This window comes from Mycolicibacterium peregrinum (genome assembly GCF_001665625.1).
Lineage (GTDB): Bacteria > Actinomycetota > Actinomycetes > Mycobacteriales > Mycobacteriaceae > Mycobacterium > Mycobacterium peregrinum_B.
In genome coordinates, this window is sequence record NZ_LZSY01000200.1 from 31,015 (window position 1) to 46,328 (window position 15,314).

14 protein-coding genes are annotated in these 15,314 nt (G+C 65.3%); 11 read left to right on the forward strand and 3 right to left on the reverse strand.

The window, feature by feature from the left end; translation table 11 throughout:
• Positions 1 to 2: 2 nt before the first annotated feature.
• Positions 3 to 1,175, reverse strand: coding sequence for an FAD-binding domain (locus A5779_RS31805; protein ID WP_064887946.1), 1,173 nt, complete (start codon positions 1,173 to 1,175; stop codon positions 3 to 5).
• A gap of 190 nt (positions 1,176 to 1,365) precedes the next feature.
• On the opposite strand from A5779_RS31805, the gene A5779_RS31810 reads away from it, so the two are divergent.
• From A5779_RS31810 to A5779_RS31840, 7 genes are all read left to right on the forward strand, one after another.
• Positions 1,366 to 2,400: a patatin-like phospholipase family protein gene (locus A5779_RS31810; protein ID WP_064887948.1), complete on the forward strand. Its 1,035-nt coding sequence runs from the start codon at positions 1,366 to 1,368 to the stop codon at positions 2,398 to 2,400.
• The gene (locus A5779_RS31815) at positions 2,400 to 3,473 is read left to right on the forward strand and encodes a galactokinase (RefSeq protein WP_064887950.1); all 1,074 of its coding nucleotides are present in this window, start codon (positions 2,400 to 2,402) and stop codon (positions 3,471 to 3,473) included. Before A5779_RS31810 ends, A5779_RS31815 begins: the two co-directional genes overlap by 1 nt.
• Positions 3,474 to 3,518: 45 nt before the next feature.
• Positions 3,519 to 4,394 (forward strand): formylglycine-generating enzyme family protein, encoded by an 876-nt coding sequence (locus A5779_RS31820; RefSeq protein WP_064887952.1) that lies wholly within the window; start codon positions 3,519 to 3,521, stop codon positions 4,392 to 4,394.
• Between the two features lie 125 nt (positions 4,395 to 4,519).
• Complete coding sequence (locus A5779_RS31825; protein ID WP_064887953.1) at positions 4,520 to 5,332, forward strand: GntR family transcriptional regulator; 813 nt, start codon at positions 4,520 to 4,522, stop codon at positions 5,330 to 5,332.
• Between the two features lie 62 nt (positions 5,333 to 5,394).
• On the forward strand, positions 5,395 to 6,747 hold the full coding sequence (locus A5779_RS31830) for an arylsulfatase (protein WP_064887955.1): 1,353 nt from the start codon (positions 5,395 to 5,397) through the stop codon (positions 6,745 to 6,747).
• A 60-nt stretch (positions 6,748 to 6,807) separates the two neighbouring features.
• Positions 6,808 to 8,724, forward strand: coding sequence for a DNA topoisomerase (ATP-hydrolyzing) subunit B (gene gyrB, locus A5779_RS31835; protein WP_064887958.1), 1,917 nt, complete (start codon positions 6,808 to 6,810; stop codon positions 8,722 to 8,724).
• Between the two features lie 194 nt (positions 8,725 to 8,918).
• Complete coding sequence (locus tag A5779_RS31840; protein ID WP_064887960.1) at positions 8,919 to 9,854, forward strand: hypothetical protein; 936 nt, start codon at positions 8,919 to 8,921, stop codon at positions 9,852 to 9,854.
• Here A5779_RS31840 and A5779_RS31845 read toward each other — a convergent pair.
• Both A5779_RS31845 and A5779_RS31850 read right to left on the reverse strand, forming a co-directional pair.
• The gene (locus A5779_RS31845) at positions 9,802 to 10,140 is read right to left on the reverse strand and encodes a DUF202 domain-containing protein (RefSeq protein WP_064887962.1); all 339 of its coding nucleotides are present in this window, start codon (positions 10,138 to 10,140) and stop codon (positions 9,802 to 9,804) included. The two genes, A5779_RS31840 and A5779_RS31845, sit on opposite strands and share 53 nt — an antisense overlap.
• Entirely contained in the window at positions 10,137 to 10,505 is a 369-nt protein-coding gene (locus tag A5779_RS31850; RefSeq protein WP_064887964.1) for a YidH family protein, read from the reverse strand. Before A5779_RS31850 ends, A5779_RS31845 begins: the two co-directional genes overlap by 4 nt.
• Before the next feature lie 143 nt (positions 10,506 to 10,648).
• On the opposite strand from A5779_RS31850, the gene A5779_RS31855 reads away from it, so the two are divergent.
• The 4 genes from A5779_RS31855 to A5779_RS31870 are packed head-to-tail and all read left to right on the forward strand — an operon-like array spanning position 10,649 to position 15,303.
• A complete protein-coding gene (locus A5779_RS31855) occupies positions 10,649 to 12,106 on the forward strand; it encodes an ABC transporter substrate-binding protein (RefSeq protein ID WP_064887966.1) in 1,458 nt (485 codons plus the stop codon).
• A gap of 38 nt (positions 12,107 to 12,144) precedes the next feature.
• Positions 12,145 to 13,032 carry an ABC transporter permease gene (locus A5779_RS31860; protein ID WP_082941939.1) on the forward strand — a complete coding sequence of 296 codons (888 nt, stop codon included), beginning with the start codon at positions 12,145 to 12,147 and terminating at the stop codon, positions 13,030 to 13,032.
• Entirely contained in the window at positions 13,029 to 13,778 is a 750-nt protein-coding gene (locus tag A5779_RS31865) for an ABC transporter ATP-binding protein (RefSeq protein ID WP_064887968.1), read from the forward strand. Before A5779_RS31860 ends, A5779_RS31865 begins: the two co-directional genes overlap by 4 nt.
• Positions 13,779 to 13,806: 28 nt before the next feature.
• Entirely contained in the window at positions 13,807 to 15,303 is a 1,497-nt protein-coding gene (locus tag A5779_RS31870; protein WP_064887970.1) for a SulP family inorganic anion transporter, read from the forward strand.
• The last annotated feature ends 11 nt before the right edge of the window (positions 15,304 to 15,314 follow it).

Consider the following 15,314-nt stretch of genomic DNA (forward strand, 5'->3'; position numbering starts at 1 on the left):
GCTCACCCGATCCGGTAGTCGGGCAAATCGAGGTCATCGCGCACGCTGCCGGCAAACAGCCCGGCTATCGGACGTCCCAGGTTCATCGCCCGCAACGCGACATCGCGGAACCACAACCCGAACCGGGTTCTCGTGGCGAAGAAACCCAGCATCCGTTCGGCACCGGCCTGCTTGCCCTCGATGAACGGCCGCAGCAGCGATTCATAACTGTCGAAGGCGCGGCGGTGATCGTCGCCGGCGCGGGCGAGTTCGCCCGCCAGGGCGTACGCCTCGGTGATCGCCAGCCCAGTGCCCTCTCCGCCGAGCAGCGAGATGCAGCCCGCCGCATCGCCGATCAACAACACCCGATCCTCGGACCAATGGTCCATCTTGATCTGGCTGACCACGTCGAAGTAGAGGTCGTCGACGTCGTCCACCGCGGCCAGAATCTGTCGCGATTCCCAGCCGGCGTCGTCGAACTGATTGTGTAACTGCTCTTTTGGTGTCAATCCGCGGTTGTCGTGCTGGTCGCGGAACACGAACAGAAACATGGTGCGGTCCCCGCGCAAGGTGAACTGCCCGATCTGGCGTCCGGGAACGCTGTACGTGAGATAGGTATCCGAACTCCCGCCGCCGTAGCCGTCCACCACACAGGCCGCGACCTTGCAGCCCAGGTAGTGCTCGAACCGGGCCTCGGGACCGAACACCAGGCGGCGCACGTTGGAGTGCAGGCCGTCGGCGCCGATGACGAGGTCGAAATCGGCGGCCGGGTTCTTCTCGAAGGCCACCCGAACCCCGTCGGGCCGTTGGTCGATGCCGGTGATGCTGTCGTCGAACACCGTCGGCACGTCGCCCTCGACGGTGCGGTAGATGGCGGCGGCCAGGTCGCCGCGGGGCAGGCTGGTGTAGTCGTTGCCGACCATGCGGCGGAACACGTCGACGCGGAGCTCGGCACGTGTCCTGCCGTCGGATCCGAGCGAGCGCACCGACTCCACGTCATAACCCGCGTCGCGGATCGCGGATTCGATGCCCATCTTTCGGGTGACCCGGTAGCCGATGCCCCAGAAGTCGATCATGTAGCCGCCCGTACGAAACGCCGGCGCGCGTTCGATCAGCGTCGGGTTGTGGCCGGTGCGCTGCAGCCAGTGCGCGAGCGCCGCCCCGGCGACCCCGGCTCCACTGATGGCTATTCGCATGATGATTCGAGGCTACTCGCGTGGCGGGATGCTTAGCCGTGCCGTTGACGAGGCCGCCGCTTTCTACACCAGGGCTGCTCGCGCGGTGGGAGCACAGCCCTGACGTAGAAGTCGGCGCGAACTCCGATCAGGTCCACCGTGCGGCCCCGATGTCCAGCCGAGCGTCAGACTCGCATGCCAAGCTGGAGGCATGGCTGCGAAACGTTCCCCGCACCGTGCCGACCTTGTGCTTTCCGGCGGCGGGGTGAAGGGCATCGGCCTGGTGGGCGCCGTCGTTGCACTCAAGGACGCCGGGTATGCGATCGAACGGATCTCCGGAACCTCGGCCGGCTCACTGGTCGGCGCCGTGGTGGCTGCGGCCGAGCAACGTAACGAACTGACCAGTGCGCAGCTGCGCGAGCTGGCGTTGAACGTGCCCTACCGCAAGTTTCGCGACAGTGGGCCGATCGAGCGCATCCCGGTGCTGGGAACGGCGTGGGGGCTGCTGCGTGAGACCGGTATCTATCGCGGGGATTTCGCCTACGACTGGATACGCAGCGAGCTGAAGAACCTGGGCGTCAAGACTTTCGGTGATCTGGCGATCGACGATGATCATCTGCTTCCGGAACGGCGCTACCGGTTCGTGGTCACGGTGACCGACGTGACGACGGGGCAACTGGTGCGTCTGCCCTGGGACTACCAGCGGGTGTACGGGCTCGACCCCGACGAGCAGCTTGTCGCCGACGCCGTGCGCGCCTCGATGTCGATTCCGTTCCTGTTCCATCCGGTCACGCTGAACACCGCGGCCGGCGAGCCGTGCACGCTGGTGGACGGCGGCGTGCTGTCGAACTTCCCGATCGACTCGTTCGACCGACCCGACGGCGCGGAGCCGCGCTGGCCGACCTTCGGGGTGACGGTGGTGCCGTATCTACCGGCGCCATCGGCCGAGCAGCTCATCCCCGGGTTGGGGATGTTGCGCTGCGGCGAGCCGACCTTCCTGGAAAGTCTGCTCACCACCATGCTGGTCGGTCACGACCAGGCCCATCTGAGCCTGCCGTGGGTGAAGGTGCGTGCGGTCCAGGTGGATTCGACCGATGTCGGGGTGCTGGACTTCGACATCACCCGCAACGAGGCCGAGGCGCTGTACGACAAGGGCTACGCGGCGACGACGGAGTTCCTGACCACCTGGGACTGGCCGGCCTACCTGGACCACTTCCGCCGGGCCACGCGGGTGGATCCGCGCTAGTGCGAATCAGATACTCCGCGCCGGGCCGGGTCAATCTGATCGGCGAGCACACCGACTACAACCAGGGCTTCGCACTGCCGATTGCGTTGCCGCAGCGGACCTTTGTGACTTTCGACCCGGACCCGTCGGGCGTGCTGTCGGTGTCGAGTGCGTTCGGCGACGGGCCGGTGCGGATCGGACTGGATACCGTGCCCGGGCAGGTCACCGGCTGGGCGGCCTACGTCGCCGGAGTGGTGTGGGCGCTGCTGAACGCCGGGATCGCGGTGCCGGGCGGGACGATGACGATCACGAGTGAGGTGGAGATCGGATCGGGGCTGTCGTCGTCGGCGGCGCTGGAATGTGCGGTGCTCGGTGCGCTGGTCGCCGCCGTCGGTGCCGATCTCGATCGCATCGAGCAGGCCCGGATTGCGCAGCAGGCTGAGAACGAGTACGTCGGTGTGCCAACGGGACTGCTCGACCAGTTGGCGTCGCTGTTCGGTTCGACCGGGCAGGCCCTGCTTATCGATTTCCGCGACGTCACCGTGCAGCCGGTGCGCTTCGATCCCGACGCGTCCGGCGTGGCACTGCTGTTGATCGACTCCCGGGCTCGGCATGCGCACGCCGGTGGCGAGTACGCGGCCCGGCGGGCATCGTGTGAGCGGGCTGCCGCCGTACTCGGGGTGGCGTCGCTCCGGGAGGCCGACCCGTCCGCCCTGCACAGGGTCACCGAAGTCGATGCCCGGCGGGCACGTCATGTGCTGACGGAGAACCAGCGGGTGCGCGATTGTGTTGCCGCGCTGGCATCGTCGGACTTCGCGGCGGTCGGCGCGCTGTGGAACGCGTCGCACGCCTCGATGCGCGACGACTTCGAGATCACCACACCGCACCTCGATCTGATCGCGGCGACCGCCGTGCACGCCGGTGCGCTGGGAGCGCGGATGACCGGCGGTGGATTCGGTGGCTGCGTCATCGCGCTGGTACCGGGAGAGCGGGCGGAGGTGGTCGGCGACGCGGTGGCGCGAGCGGTGCGTGCGGCCGGCTATCCGGCTCCGGTCATCACGAGGACGCATGCGGGCAGTGGGGCGGGGCCGTAAGAGTTCCGGACTGCGCTGGGATCCGGACCTCCCTACTCTGTCCGAATGCTCACCGAACTCGTCGAACTTGACGGCGGCACGTACCGCATGGGATCGCAGAACTTCTATCCCGAGGAATCGCCGGTGCATGACGTGACGGTCGCACCGTTTGCCATCGAGCGCCATCCGGTCACCAACGCCCAGTTCGCCGAGTTCGTGGCTGCCACAGGTTATGTCACGGTCGCCGAGCAACAACTGGATCCGGCAGCGTTTCCAGGGGTGTCCGCCGACGAGCTCGTCCCGGGTGCCCTCGTGTTCCGAGCGACCGACGGGCCGGTCGACCTGCGCGACTGGCGGCAATGGTGGACCTGGGCGGAGGGGGCCTGCTGGAAGCATCCGAAGGGGTCCGGGTCGACCATCGCCGACCGGCCGGACCACCCTGTGGTCCAGGTCGCGTACCCGGACGCAGCGGCGTACGCAGCGTGGGCCGGACGTTTGCTGCCCACCGAAGATCAATGGGAGTATGCGGCCGGCGCGGGTTCGGCCACCGTCTATGCCTGGGGCGACGATGTGCGGCCGGGCGGGCGGCTGATGGCCAACACGTGGCAAGGCCAGTTCCCGTACCGCAATGACGGGGCACTGGGTTGGATCGGGACTTCACCGGTTGGCGCGTTCCCGTCGAATGCTTTTGGCCTGTTCGACATGATCGGCAACGTGTGGGAGTGGACCGCTACCCGCTTCACACCCAGGCATCAAGAGACCACCGAGGCATCTGGATGCTGCCCCACACCTACCGGTGACCCGTCGGTGATGCAGACCCTCAAAGGTGGGTCACACCTGTGCGCCCCCGAGTACTGCCATCGCTACCGGCCGGCCGCCCGGTCCTCGCAATCGCAGGACAGCGCCACTACTCACATCGGTTTTCGTTGTGTCGCGAGCTAGCGTGCGGTGGCGGAAGCCGCGTCTAAACGCCGCCTCATAGCCGCTGGCCTAGGGCTTTACGAAGTAACAGGTGGCGTAACACGCGCCGTATCGCCACCAGGTGTCAGCGGTGGCACAGTGAGGTCATGACCCGCCGCCCGCACATCCCGCCGAAGGACTTTCCCCGTCCTGCGACCAGGGAGTATGCAGGCACTCGGGCCGACGCCGCCCGGTGGGCCCGCGATGTTCTGCGCGGCCAGATCCTCGACGGTGTCTATGGCGGATTGGCGGCCGCGCGCCCGATGTTGCCGCCGGAGAACGAACTCGCCGCCGAGTTCGGAGTCAGCCGCAACGCGATCCGTGAAGCGCTGGAGCTGCTCCGCGGCGAGGGCCTGATCACCCGGGTGCAGGGCGCAGGGACCTTCGTCACCGGCGCCAAGCTGAGCCAGCGCATCGATCGCCTCGAGGGGTTGGCCGAGTCTCTGGCGGGGCACCAACTCCCCGTCGAGAACACGGTGCTCTCCGTGCGCGAGTCGGTTGCGTCGCCCTTCGTCGCCGCCAAACTTCAATTGCCCGAGAACGCACCGATTCTCTTCATCGAACGGCTGCGGTCCGTCGGCGGGGTGCCGCTGTCGCTGGACACCACGTCGTTGCGGATCGGGGCGATACCCGTGGACGCCAACCTCGATCGCCAAGATGTGTTCGCCTTGATAGAACGCGAACTCGGCATGCGGCTGGGTTGGGCCGAGATGACCGTGGAGTCCGTCTCGGCGGATGCCGATACCGCCGCACTTCTGCAAGTCCGTTCCGGCGCACCACTGTTGCTACTGCACCGGTTGACCCACCTGGAAGATGGGACCCCGTTCGACTTCGAGACCGTGCGCTATCGCGGGGATCGATGCTCCTTGATGACGATTGCCGCGCGATCGCCTGACCAACCGTCACAGCCGCCAAAGTAGCCGGCACTTCTCCGCTTCACCTTCACTGGATTTCACCCTATCGACAGAGAGGTAGCTCAACCATGCCCAAAAAACCCAACATCGTGTATTTCCACGTCGACAACCTAGGAATGGGCGAGCTCGGCTGCTACGGCGGTGGCATCCTTCGTGGCGCTGACACCACCCGGATGGACGCGTTCGCCGCCGAGTCGCTGAAGCTGTCGCATTTCGTCGTCGAACCGCAGTGCACACCCACCCGCTCCGCCTTGATGACCGGGCGATACCCGATCCGATCCGGCAATCACACCATCGCGCTGGGCGGAAACGGAGGTGGCATCGTGGCCTGGGAACGCACCATGGGTGACATCCTGTCCGAAGCCGGCTACGCCACAGCATGTTTCGGGAAGTGGCACATCGGTGCCGAGGATGGTCGGTGGCCCACCGATCACGGCTTCGACGAATGGTACGGCCCGGCCCGCACCTATGACGAGTGCCTGTGGCCCGACGACCCGTGGTACAAGGCCGAGCGCGACGGCTACTCCTACATGTACGACGGGACCAAGACCGACGGCGTCCGGACCACCGATCAACAGCTCACGGTCAAACTCAAAGGTGAGGTAGACGGCGAATATGACCGGCGTGCCAAGGATTTCATGAAACGAAGCGTCGAGGACGACAAGCCGTTCTACCTGTACCACAACCACTCGTTGATGCATTTCCCCATGGAGGTCCGCGAGGAGTTCAAGGGCAAGAGCACCAATGGCGCGTGGGGTGATTCGTTGCTCATGCTCGACCACGACTTCGGCAGCATCCTGGACTACCTGACCGAACTCGGCGTCGAGGACAACACCATCGTCATCATGGCCGGTGACAACGGCGCCGAGGACCACCTGGCCGGCCGTGGTACCGCGGGGTTCTTCGACGGGTCCTACTTCAGCTCCGCTGAGGGCGGTATCCGTACACCGTGTCTGATCCGTTGGCCGGGACACGTGCCGGTGCGCGAGAGCAACGAGATGGTTCACGTCACCGATATGTTCCCGACCTTGCTGCGGTGGGTCGGATGCGAGATTCCCGAAGACCGGATCATCGACGGTATCGATCAGCGGGAATTCTTCAGTGGGGCAGAGGAATCCAAGCGCGAGGGCTGCATGGTGTGGCTCAACGAGGAGCTGCACGCGGTGAAGTGGTCGCAGTTCAAGATCAACTTCAAACGCCAGCAGCATTTCCACGACCCGGAGATACCGCTGGGCTTCGCGCGGATCACGAACCTGCTGGAGGACCCGAAGGAACGTGAAGCGGTCAACCAGACCTGGGTGCGGTGGTGGGTGATGCAGCACGCGTACCGCTTCATCCAGGAGTTCGACGCCAGTGTCGAGACCGAGGAGTTGATTCCGGCCGGCGCGCCCATCGATTTCGTTCCCGCCCGCAGTCAGTAACCCCGGAAGCCCTGTCCGCCAAGTCGGCGGGCAGGGCCTCCTTTCGAGAGGACCCCGGCTATGACCACCAGCTATGGTGCCGAATCGATCACGATCCTCGAAGGACTCGACGTTGTCCGCAAACGACCCGGGATGTACATCGGGTCGACCAGTGAACGCGGTCTGCACCACATGGTCTGGGAGGTTGTCGACAACGGGGTCGACGAGGCAATGGCCGGGCATGCCACCCGCGTCGACGTCGTGCTGCTCGCGGACGGCGGTGTCGAGGTGCGCGACGACGGACGCGGCATCCCGGTCGCCATGCACGAGACGGGTATTCCCACCGTCGACGTCGTGATGACCCAGCTGCACGCAGGCGGAAAGTTCGACGGCGACTCCTACCAGGTGTCCGGAGGCCTGCATGGCGTGGGCGTTTCCGTCGTCAACGCGCTCTCGACACGCCTCGAAGTTGTCGTCCACCGTGACGGCTACGAATGGTTCCAACGCTACGACTACTCGGAACCGGGCACCCTCACCCGCGGTACCGCCTCGACGCTCACCGGCACCACGGTCCGATTCTGGTCGGACCCGGATGTTTTCGAGATCACCGAGTACAACGTCGAGATCATTGCGCGGCGCCTGCAGGAAATGGCCTTTCTCAACAAAGGCCTCGTCCTCACGCTCGCCGACCTGCGTGGCTCCGGCGGGGACACCCGCATCTACCACCATCCGGGTGGGTTGATCGATTTCGTCGGTCACATCAATCGCGTGAAGGACCCGATTCAACAGAGCATCATCGCGTTCGAGGGCGCCGGGCCGGGCCACGAGGTGGAAATCGCCATGCAGTGGAACGGCGGGTATTCGGAGTCGGTACACACCTTCGCCAACACGATCAACACGCATGAGGGCGGTACCCATGAAGAGGGTTTCCGCGCGGCATTGACGAGTGTGGTGAACAAGTACGCCAAGGAGAAAAAACTCCTCAAGGACAAGGATCCGAACCTCACCGGTGACGACATCCGCGAGGGGTTGGCGGCGGTGATCTCGGTGAGGGTGGCCGAGCCGCAGTTCGAGGGGCAGACAAAGACCAAGCTCGGTAACGCCGCGATCCGGTCGTTTGTGCAGAAGGTCTGCCATGAGCAGCTGACGCACTGGTTCGAGGCGAACCCGGCCGAGGCCAAAGTCATCATCGTCAAGATCGCGTCGTCGGCGCAGGCCCGGGTTGCCGCCCGCAAGGCGCGAGACCTCGTGCGCCGAAAGAGCGCCACCGACATCGGCGGGCTGCCAGGCAAGCTGGCAGACTGCCGTTCCACCGATCCGGGCAGGTCCGAACTGTATGTGGTGGAGGGTGATTCGGCCGGCGGTTCGGCCAAGAGCGGCCGCGACTCGATGTTCCAGGCCATCTTGCCGCTGCGGGGCAAGATCATCAACGTCGAAAAGTCCCGTATCGACCGGGTTCTGAAGAACACCGAAGTCCAGGCCATCATCACCGCCCTGGGAACCGGGATTCACGACGAGTTCGACATCACCAGACTGCGGTATCACAAGATCGTGTTGATGGCCGACGCCGATGTCGACGGCCAGCACATCTCCACCCTGCTGCTGACCCTGCTGTTCCGGTTCATGAAGCCTCTGATCGAACATGGCCATGTGTTCCTGGCTCAGCCGCCGCTGTACAAACTCAAATGGCAACGCAGTCAGCCGGAATTCGCCTATTCCGACCGGGAACGCGACGTACTGCTGGACTCGGGCGTCAAGGCCGGCATGAAGATCAACAAGGATGACGGCATCCAGCGCTACAAGGGTCTCGGCGAGATGGATGCCAAGGAACTGTGGGAAACCACCATGGACCCGTCGGTGCGGGTGCTGCGGCAGGTGACACTCGACGATGCGGCCGCGGCCGACGTGCTGTTCTCGATTCTCATGGGCGACGACGTAGAAGCGCGGCGCAGCTTCATCACCCGCAACGCGAAGGACATCCGGTTCCTCGACGTCTGACCCCTCTCCGTCCCACATCCCTTTCGCGACGCTGTGACGAGCGTGCAGCCTTTCCGGCCAGAACTGCGGGATCATGCGGAAAAGCTGCACACTCGTCACAGCGTCGTCGCCACACACCCCAGACCGGACCTCGCCTGTGGATAACCAAGGCCCGGGGGCCGGAATCTGTCGGTCAGCCTGCCGATGCTGGCTTCATGGACGGACAGTTTCCGGGCGGCCTTTTCGGGCGAGCGCGCGTACCGTTTCTCGGTGGTGAAGCGATCCGCACCGGCCGCATCAGCGCGCGCGATCTCGAGACGAAGTATCGCGCTGTCTATCGCAATGTGTATCTGGCCAACGACGTCGCCCTGACGCCGGAACTGCGGGCTCGGGCAGCGTGGTTGTTCGCCGGCGCCGATGCGGTGCTGAGCGGGATCTCGGCCGCGGCGGTCTATGGCACCAAGTGGCTCGACGCCAATGCACCGGCTGAGGTTGTGCGGGCCAATCGTCATGCGCCAGAAGGGCTCCGAGTGCATTCGTATGCACTTGCGCCAGAAGATGTTCGCGAGTTCGACGGGATGCGGCTCACCACCGAGGCGCGTACGGCGTTCGATCTGGGTCGGCTGTTGCCGACCACCGAGGCGATACCGATCCTGGATGCGCTGATGAACAAGACCAAACTGGACCCCGACGCAGTGTGGCGCTTGGTCGACGTGAATCCAGGGATCCGCGGTATCGATCGTCTGCGGATATCTCTGGCACAGTCTGACGGTGGTGCCGAGTCGCCGCTCGAGACACGCACTCGGCTCGTGCTGCAGGACACATGCATACCAGGGCTCGAAACTCAGATCCCGTTCTACGACCAGTGGGGTTTGGTTTGCACTCGAGTGTCGATGGGCTGGCGCCGATGGAAGGTCGCGGTCGAATGCGACGAGGAGCCCGATTCTGCGGGTCACCGCACGTGGGTGCACGAGCAAACGGCCGAACTTGAAGCCCGCGGCTGGGTCGTGGTGTGGGTGACCGAGTCAATGGTGTTCGGGCAGAACAACCTTGTCCAGCGGGTACGGCAGAAGTTGTGGGCCGCGCAAGACCGGGCCATCACGACCCCTCGGGCAGCGCCAGATATGCCAGGACCAGCGCGCCTTCCATGATGACGGCGGTCCCGATCGCCGGCACACACCGGCGGCCCGTCGCGGTGCAGGGCCGCGGGTCCGCCCGTAGTTGTCGGCGTCGGTGGACGCCCACGGCATACACGGCGGCGGCGAGAGCGGCCGTGCCGACAAAGACCGCGATGCGCGCTGGGCTGCTCAAGAAGTGTCGGTCGCGCACCAACAGCAGCGCCCCGGAGACCGCGACGGCCAGGGCGGTGCGTGTCCACGCCAACGTTGTCCGTTCGGCCTGCAAACCGCGATCCTGCACCAACGCCAGGCGGGTCATCGAACGGTCGCGACCATCGCGAAACCCACAGTGACGAAACCCAACATCGTCAGACCGACAGTCAGATACGTAGGCATGACGGCACGCGGTAGCGGCTGATCGCGACGCATGGCGCGGTCCACGTGAGCCCACCGGAGCAGGCCGGCGACCGCGGTCAGGATCGCCATGGCGCCGACCGCCATCCCCAGTATGTGCCGAAGGCCAGGAACTGTCATTTCGGGCATGAATTGCACGACGGCAACCGCCGCTGCGAGCAAGCCCAGGGACGTGCGCTGCCACGCCAGAAACGTCCGCTCGTTGGCCAGGGTGAACCGATAGTCGGGTTCGATCGGGGTATCGATTGTTGTTGGGTCCGGGATATCCACGGCTGCAATACTTTCCGATGAAAAGGGGGACTGCCGACGCTATCGTGGTGGCGTAACTCAGGTGTCGTCTCGGTGCGGATGGCGTAACTGCTGCGCAACCTCGCATGACAGTGAGGTAACAGAAGCCGTCGACCCTTGTCGGTATGGACGACGTGCAACATCTCCCACGTGGCCGGTGGCGTGCCCGGTCCGCCGCTCTGGCGGCCACCCTCACCCTCGGTGGAGTGCAACTGCTGACCGGCTGCGGTCTGCTCACCGAGCCGACCGTCGTCGTCAACGTCGGCTATCAATCCAAGACCATCAACACCGTCAACGCCGGCACCCTGTTGCGCGACCGCGGCGACTTCGAGCACGCCCTCAGGGAGCTGGGTGCAACCACCGGCACGAAATACCGGGTGGTGTGGCAGGACTTCGCCTCGGGCGCCCCACTGACCGCGCAGATGATCGCCACCCACGTAGACATCGGATCGATGGGGGACTACCCGTTGCTCACCAACGGGTCCAAGACGCGCATGTACGACGATGCGGCAACCGAGATGATCGCCACCACCGGCTACAACCTGCGCGGCTCGTTGAATCAGGTTGTAGTCCCTGCGGATTCGCCTGCTCAAACCCTTGCTGATCTGACCGGCAAGAAGGTGTCGACCAGCCTCGGGTCGGCCGGCGACGGAATGTTCTCGTCGGCGGTGCGTAACAGCGGGATGGACAAGAGCGCTGTGCACATCGTCAATCAGGACCCGTCGGTGGGGGCGTCCGCCATCGACGGCGGGCAGGTCGACGGGCTGGCGCAGTTCGTGCCGTGGCCGCAGCTGGTGATCTACCGCAACCAGGGCCGGTTGCTCTATGACGGCGGCGACAACAACACTCCGACCTTCCACGGGGTGGTGGTACGAAAGCAGTTCGCCGACGGTCATCCCGAGGTGATGGCGGCCTTCCTGCGGGCGATGAAGACCACCACGGACGACATCGTCGCGCATCCACTGCAAGCCGCACTGAGGGTGGGAGAGCTGACCGGTATCGAGCCCGAGGTGATCTACCTCTATAACGGCCCCAATGGCCTGGTCAGCTTCGACATGACCCTCAAAGACCAGTTCCTACGCGCCTTCGCGGCCGTCAAGGACTATCTGGTGGGCCGCGGCTCCGTGACAGCGGATTTCGATGTTCCCGCCTTCGTCAACGACGGGTATCTGCGGGACCTGTTCGGCGATCAGTACGCGCTGCGCCGAAACAGTGTGGCCAATCCGATGACCCTCGCCGGATTCGACGATGTGTGTGGAATGCCGGTCGACGACGCGACGCAGGCCTCCGAACTGTGGGCGTCGGGCGCTGAGACCACCGACGTCGCGGCCACACCGAGCTGCCTGTTGCGCCGGGTGGCCGGCGCACCCGAGGTGCGGGCGGCATACGTGCCGGACTCCCTGACCGGTCTGCGGATCTTCGCCGATCACGCCATCTGGCTGCAGGATCCATCCGCCCCACCCGCCCATCGGTACAAGCCGTTCGCCACGTCAACCGGGGCTGATGCCTACCGGCACGACCAACCTCAAGCCCAAGCCGTCACATACGCCACCGCGGTCGGACAGTCCCGCACTGCCGGCTGACCACCTACCCATCAGGACCAATCAAGAAGGGAAACCGCATGACCGAGCTCATGACCAGACCCACGATCGTTCCACCACGAGTGTGGTCGCCGGCGGAGCACCACGGAGGATCCATGCGGCGCAGGGTCGCCGACCTGGTACCTGCTTCCGTGGCCCGCAGGATGCCGGCACTGCTGCTGCCGTTGATTCCCATCACCGGGTTCCTGGCGGCCTGGCATTTGTTGACGACCAACAATGTCGTTGCCTGGCTGCGGTTCAACCGGATGCCGAGCCCGGAGAGCGTGCTGCACGCACTGACGGCGAGGATCAGCGCGGGCAGTTACTACGACGACTTGCTGGCAAGCCTGCAGCGCATCCTGCTGGGCTTCGGTCTGGCCGCGGTGGTCGGGATCGGAGTGGGCGTTCTTGTCGGCCGCTCCGAGATCGCCCGGATGGCGTTGCGCCCCTTCATCGAACTGATCCGCCCCATCCCGGCGATCGCATTGGTGCCGCTGACCATTCTGCTGTTCCCGTCCAGCGAGCAGGGCATCGTGTTCATCACGTTCTTCGCCGCGTTCTTCCCGGTGGTGGTCAGCACCATCCATGCCATGGACTCGATGCCGAAGGTGTGGGAGGAAGCCGCGCAGACCATGGGTGCCGGCCGGACGTCGCTGTTGTTCCACGTGATCATTCCCGGCGCGTTGCCAGGTATTTTCGCCGGACTGTCGGTCGCAATGGGTGTGGCCTGGATCTGTGTGGTGAGCGCGGAGATGATCTCGGGCCAGTTCGGCATCGGGTACTACACGTGGCAGGCCTACGGTCTACTCGACTATGCAGGCGTGGTGGTCGGCATGATCTCCATCGGTGCGCTGGGGCTGGGCACCGCCTGGTTGGTCGAGCGCGTCGGACGACGGGTCAACCGCTGGCTGCCGAGGGCCGCTCGATGAGCGCCGGGGCCGTCAACCTCCGGCAGCTGCAACTCGGCTTCAACGGCGTTGTCGCAGCGAACATCACCCTGCAGATCGAACCCGGCGAAGTCGTGGTGTTTCTCGGTCCGTCCGGCTGCGGTAAGTCGACCATCCTGCGGGCATTGGCCGGGCTGCTGAAACCGATGGGCGGCACCGCGACCGTCGATGGTGCGGCCGTCACCGGCAACGCCGCGCAGTGCGCCATGGTGTTCCAGGAGGACGCGCTGTTCCCGTGGCGCTCCGCCCTCAAGAACGTTCAGTTTCCGCTCAAACTCCGAGGGATTCGGGGCAGGGAACTCAAGACGACGGCGGCCGCTCGGCTGGAACAGGTCGGTCTCGGCGACTACCTCGATCACCTGCCAAGTCAGCTTTCGGGTGGCATGCGACAGCGGGTGCAACTGGCCCGTACGTTGGCCTGTGAGCCGCGGGTGATGTTGATGGACGAGCCGTTCGGTGCACTGGACGCGCAGACCCGGCTGGAGATGCAGCAGCTGCTGACATCGGTGTGGGAGACCCAGAAGATGACGCTGCTGTTCGTCACCCACGATGTCGACGAGGCGCTGCTGCTGGCCGACCGGATCGTGCTGTTGAGCCACCGGCCGGCGACCGTCGCCGACGTCATCACGATCGAGAAACCCCGCACGGCGGAGGCACAGTTCGAGGAGTCCTACCAGCGTCGCCGACGCGCGATCCTGGACTTCCTCGGCCACCGCCCCGCCGCGTAGCTGTTGCACTGTCCGTCAAGGAGATTCGATGAGTATCACCATCCCTGGATTCCGCGCGCCCTCAGACAGCCTCGACCGGCCGTCACTGTGGTCACCGGCCGTGCTGCGCACCGAGGTGCTGGCAGGTCTGGTTGTCGCGCTTGCGCTGATTCCGGAGGCCATCGCGTTCTCGGTGATCGCCGGCGTCGACCCGCGAGTGGGTCTCCTTTCGACGGTGACGATGGCGATCACCATCGCCTTCACCGGCGGTCGGCCGGCGATGATCACGGCCGCCACCGCGGCGGTCGCACTTGTCGTCGCCCCGGTGGCACGGGAGTTCGGGGTGGGGTACCTGGTCGCGACCATTCTCCTGGCGGGCGTGTTCCAGATGCTGCTGGCGGCATTCGGGGTGGCCAAGCTGATGCGGTTCATCCCGCGCAGTGTGATGGTCGGCTTCGTCAACGCGCTGGCCATCCTGGTGCTGGTGTCGCAATTGCGGCATCTGATCGATGTGCCGTGGCTGGTGTACGTGCTGACCGCGGTGGGCGTCGCGATCATGGTGGCGCTGCCCAAGGTGACCACGGTGGTACCCGCGCCACTGGTGGTGGTGTTGGCGTTGACGGCCGCGGTCGTGGCGATGGGCTGGAACGTGCCTGACGTGGGAGATCAGGGGGCACTGCCCGATTCGCTGCCCGTACCGGGCTTTCCGCAGGTTCCGCTGACCCTGCACACACTGCAGGTGATCGCGCCCTTTGCGCTGGGCGCGGCGCTGGTGGGGCTGTTGGAATCCTTGATGACAGCCAAGCTCGTCGACGACATCACCGATACCCCGTCCAACAAGACCCGCGAAGCCTGCGGGCAGGGCATGGCCAATGTGGTCACCGCGATCTTCGGCGGCATGGGCGGTTGCGCGGTGATCGGGCAGACCATGATGAACGTCAAGGTGGCCGGGGCCCGGACCCGCTTGTCCACCTTGCTGACCGGGGTGTTCGTCCTGATCCTGGTGGTTTCCCTGGGAGATCTCGTGGGCCGCATCCCGATGGCCGCGCTGGTGGCGGTGATGATCGTGGTGTCGTTCGCGACGTTCGACTGGCACAGTGTGACACCGCGCACCCTGAAGATGTTGCCGCGCAGTGAAACTCTGATCATGGTGGTCACCGTCGTCGCCACTGTCGCCACGGGCAACCTCGCGGTCGGGGTGTCACTCGGGGTACTGGCGGCGATGGTCGCCTTCGCCCGCCGGGTGGCGCACTTCACCTCGGTGACCGCCTCGACCGGACCGGACGGCGTGCGGACATATCGGGTCCGCGGAGACCTGTTCTTCGTGTCCAGCAATGACCTCGTGCATCAATTCGACTACGCAGACGATCCTGCCGAGGTGGTGATCGACATGTCCGGGACCGCCCTGTGGGATGCCTCGTCTGTCGCAAGCCTCGATGCGATCCGGCTCAAGTACTCGTCGCGCGGCAAAACCGTTTCCTTCACCGGACTCGACGGCGCCAGCCTGGACCGGCTGAACCGATTGTCGGGCCGGCTGGGCGTCTGAGCGGCTGCAGA

Coding starts and splice junctions, on each gene's coding strand:
- A5779_RS31805 (WP_064887946.1), bottom strand. CDS start 1,175: ATGCGAATAGCCATCAGTGGAGCCGGGGTCGCCGGGGCGGCGCTCGCG.
- A5779_RS31810 (WP_064887948.1), top strand. CDS start 1,366: ATGGCTGCGAAACGTTCCCCGCACCGTGCCGACCTTGTGCTTTCCGGC.
- A5779_RS31820 (WP_064887952.1), top strand. CDS start 3,519: ATGCTCACCGAACTCGTCGAACTTGACGGCGGCACGTACCGCATGGGA.
- A5779_RS31825 (WP_064887953.1), top strand. CDS start 4,520: ATGACCCGCCGCCCGCACATCCCGCCGAAGGACTTTCCCCGTCCTGCG.
- A5779_RS31830 (WP_064887955.1), top strand. CDS start 5,395: ATGCCCAAAAAACCCAACATCGTGTATTTCCACGTCGACAACCTAGGA.
- gyrB (WP_064887958.1), top strand. CDS start 6,808: ATGACCACCAGCTATGGTGCCGAATCGATCACGATCCTCGAAGGACTC.
- A5779_RS31840 (WP_064887960.1), top strand. CDS start 8,919: ATGGACGGACAGTTTCCGGGCGGCCTTTTCGGGCGAGCGCGCGTACCG.
- A5779_RS31845 (WP_064887962.1), bottom strand. CDS start 10,140: ATGACCCGCCTGGCGTTGGTGCAGGATCGCGGTTTGCAGGCCGAACGG.
- A5779_RS31855 (WP_064887966.1), top strand. CDS start 10,649: ATGGACGACGTGCAACATCTCCCACGTGGCCGGTGGCGTGCCCGGTCC.
- A5779_RS31860 (WP_082941939.1), top strand. CDS start 12,145: ATGACCGAGCTCATGACCAGACCCACGATCGTTCCACCACGAGTGTGG.
- A5779_RS31865 (WP_064887968.1), top strand. CDS start 13,029: ATGAGCGCCGGGGCCGTCAACCTCCGGCAGCTGCAACTCGGCTTCAAC.
- A5779_RS31870 (WP_064887970.1), top strand. CDS start 13,807: ATGAGTATCACCATCCCTGGATTCCGCGCGCCCTCAGACAGCCTCGAC.